Raw genomic sequence first — 3,516 nt, 5'->3', positions numbered from 1 at the left:
TCGCCAGGCCTATGACAGGGGGTTACTGTCAACTCAGCCGAGAACCTGGGGGCTTAGACGTGACCGAGCAAACCAACACCCGCCTGGCAGACCTGTTCGGCCTGGCCGGCTGGTCCAAGGGCGAACTCGCGAGACTGGTCAACCGGCAGGCGGCGGCCATGGGCCACCCCCAGCTGGCGACGGACACCTCGCGGGTGCGGCGGTGGATCGACCGGGGCGAGACCCCGCGCGATCCCGTCCCCCGGGTGCTGGCAGCACTGTTCACCGAGCGACTCGGCCGTGTCGTGACCATCGAGGACCTCGGGTTCGTACGACGCGGGCGCGCCGGAAAGAAGCAGGACGTCAGGAAGACGGAGAACCCTGACGGGCTGCCCTGGGCACCCGATCGTACGGCGGCGGTCCTCACCGAATTCACGGGAATGGACCTCATGCTCAACCGACGCGGCCTGGTGGGCGCGGGTGCTGCGCTTGCCGCCGGCTCCGTACTCAGCAACGCCATGCACGACTGGCTGCAGACCGACCCCGCACGCCAGGGCACCGCCCCGCGGGCCACCGATCCCCTCCACGCCGACCCCGCCGGGTTCGACCGCTACGAGGCCGCCCCCATCGGGTCGGAGGAGATCGAGGCCCTGGAACACTCGGTGGAGGTGTTCCGTGCCTGGGACGCCTCCCGGGGTGGCGGTCTCCAGCGCAAGGCGGTCGTGGGCCAGCTCAACGAGGTGGGCGGCATGCTCGCCTACCGCCACGCCGACCACCTCCAGCGGCGCCTGTGGGGCGTCGCCGCCAACCTGGCGGTCCTCGCGGGCTGGATGTCCCACGACGTCGGTCTCGAACCGACGGCGCAGAAGTACTTCGTCATCGCCGCCCACGCGGCGCGCGAGGGCGGCGACCGGCCCCGGGCCGGCGAGGCGCTGTCCCGGGCCGCCCGCCAGATGGTGCACCTGGGCCGCCCCGACGACGCCCTCGACCTGATGAAGCTCGCCAAGGCGGGCTCGGGCGAGCGGGTGCTGCCCCGCACCCAGGCCATGTTCCACACCATCGAGGCCTGGGCGCAGGCCTCCATGGGCCGGGGCCAGGCGATGCGCCGCACCCTCGGCGAGGCCGAGGAGCTGTTCGTGTCCGACCGGCAGGACGAGAAGCCGAGCTGGATGCAGAACTTCGACGAGGCCGACATGCACGGCATGCAGGCCCTCGCCTACCGCACCCTCGCCGAGCACGACCCGGCGGCGGCGGTCCCCGCGCAGCGCCACGCCAAGCTGGCGCTCGAACTGCGGCGCGGCGGGCACGAGCGGTCGAAGCTCTTCGACCACATCTCGCTCGCCTCGGCCTGCTTCATCGCCGACGATCCGGAGCAGGCCGACCGGTACGCCCGGCTCGCCCTCATGTCCATGGGGGACACCTCGTCCCACCGGACCTGGGACCGGCTGCGGGAGATGTACCGGCTCACCGGCCAGTACGCGGGCTACTCGAGGATCGAGAACCTGCGCGAGGAGATCGAGCTGGCCCTCCCCAGGTCCCCCGTCAACCGCCCCAGGACCGGACAGGCCTGAGCCTTCCCGTCCTGCGGGACGGGAAGGCTCAGGAAGGTCTCGTCACCGGGTCGGGCCGGCTCCCGCGTGGAGCGGGTGAGGCCGAGTCCGACGTGCGGCGGGCGAGGACGGTCCGGCGGTGACCCGGGCCGGCTCCGGTCTGGCTCAGGGGTGCCACCGGGGGCATCGGCGTGGGACGCCGGGCTCGTCTCAAAGGCGTGCCCGGGGCGTTTTCAGCCGGTGACCCGGACCACCATCACGCAGGCGTCGTCCTCGCGTGCCTCCTCGCCGAACTCCTCCACCACCGCGCGCACGCCGTCCTGCGCGTCCCGCGCCTCCGCGAGCCGGGGGCCGAGGGCGAGCAGCCGTCGCGTGCCCGTGTCGTCGTCCCAGCCACTGCCCCGGGTCAGCCCGTCGGTGTGCAGGACGAGCAGGTCACCCGGGAGCAGTCGGGTCTCGGCCTCGCCGTAGGCACCGCCGGCCGTCGCCCCGAGCAGGACGCCCTCGGGCCGCCGGAGCGCGTGCCCCGTCCCGTTGCGGAAGAGCAGCGGGGCGGGGTGGCCGGCCTGCGCCCAGACCAGGGTCTGGGCCACCGGGTCGTACCTGCAGCACATCGCGCTGCCGAGCGCGGGCTGTACGGAGGTCTCCAGGAGCTGGTTGAGGTGGCCCATCAGCGCGGCGGGGCGGATACCGGCGACGGCCATGCCGCGCAGCGCTCCGAGGAGCATGGCCATGGAGGAGGTCGCGGCGACCCCGTGGCCCGTCAGGTCGCCGACGGTCAGCAGCGCGTCCCCGCCGGGCAGCGCGAGCGCGTCGTACCAGTCGCCGCCGATCAGGCCGGTGCTGGCGGCCGGGAGATAGTGCGCGGCCACGTCGAGCGGGGCGGGCCCGTCGTGGGCGAAGCGGAGCGAGCCGCGCCAGGGCGGGAGGACCGCCTCCTGCAGCTCGACGGCGACCCGCCGCTCGGTGCGCTCCATGTGGCGGCTGCGCTCCAGGCTGTCCCGGCTCTCGCGGACCGCCCGCTCGCTGCGCCGCAGTTCGCTGACGTCCCGGAGGACGGCCCACATGGAGGCGGTGCAGCCGTCGGCGTCGAGCACGGGCTCGCCGGTCATGTGCACCGTGCGCACCCGGCCGTCCGTCCGTACGATCCGGAACTCGCCGTCGATCGGTTTCCCGTCGATCAGACAGTCCGTCACCATCCCCTGGAGGACGGGCTGGTCCTCGGCGAAGACCATCGTGGGCATCTCGTCGAGCGACATCGCCCCGCTCTCGCGGGGCCGTCCGAAGATCTGGAACAGCTCCTCGGACCAGCTGACCTCGTCGGTGAGCAGGTTCCACTCGGCGGAGCCGACCCGGGAGAGCAGCGAGCCGGTCCGGGGCGGGGCGGCCGCGCCGTACGCCGTGCCGGGGGCGATCGCGCGCGCGGTGTCGACGGCGACCTCGATGTCCCCGGCCCCGTCCTCGGGGGCGGTGCTCGCCGGGACTCCTGCCCGGAGCTGACCCAAGTGGGCGCCCAGATCGTCGAGTTGGTGCACCGCGAGATCGCACAGGGCGCGCTGCCAGCGCTGCTGGGGATCGTCCTCGTCCGCCACGGCGTCCCGGCGGACGGCGTCCACCTCGCCGCGCAGGCGGCGGGTCTGTGAGATCAGCGCGTCCACCGCGCCCGGCTCCGGCGGCTGGGCGGGGCGGTCCGCGAACAGATGGGACGGCATGTCGTACTCCGATACAGGCGCGGCGCGGCCAGGTGTGGAAGGTGGCCCGTAGACGACTGTTGCACAGCCCGGGACGGCCCGTAAGGGATTTGGCAACACTCGATCCGGTGGTGCTTCTGGCATATGTCAAAGGCCCGGCGATTATCGGACAGGGCGCGACCCGTTACGGTGCTGGGGTGGTGCGGGCGAGCGCGAGATGGGGCAGTTGCTGGCGGCGGTCGAGGTGGAGCTGGCCCGCGAGGCAGACGACCAGGGGGCCGGGGCTCGCGGCCGCC

General features: G+C 73.4%; 2 protein-coding genes. One reads left to right on the top strand and one right to left on the bottom strand.

Features of this window, described 5'->3' with window-relative positions; translation table 11 throughout:
- Positions 1–59 precede the first annotated feature (59 nt).
- Positions 60–1,550, top strand: coding sequence for a hypothetical protein (locus tag CCN56_RS37200; protein WP_086832131.1), 1,491 nt, complete (start codon positions 60–62; stop codon positions 1,548–1,550).
- Positions 1,551–1,762: 212 nt separating this feature from the next.
- Here CCN56_RS37200 and CCN56_RS37195 read toward each other — a convergent pair whose 3' ends face one another.
- Positions 1,763–3,241, bottom strand: a complete 1,479-nt coding sequence (locus CCN56_RS37195; protein ID WP_086832130.1) for a PP2C family protein-serine/threonine phosphatase — start codon at positions 3,239–3,241, stop codon at positions 1,763–1,765.
- Positions 3,242–3,516: the final 275 nt, after the last annotated feature.

Origin of the sequence: Streptomyces sp. NRRL B-24572 (assembly GCF_002156145.1) — a bacterium.
Classification (GTDB): Bacteria; Actinomycetota; Actinomycetes; order Streptomycetales; family Streptomycetaceae; genus Streptomyces; species Streptomyces vietnamensis.
The sequence above is the reverse complement of the archived record's forward strand: the minus strand, read 5'-3'. Positions and strand labels throughout refer to the sequence as shown.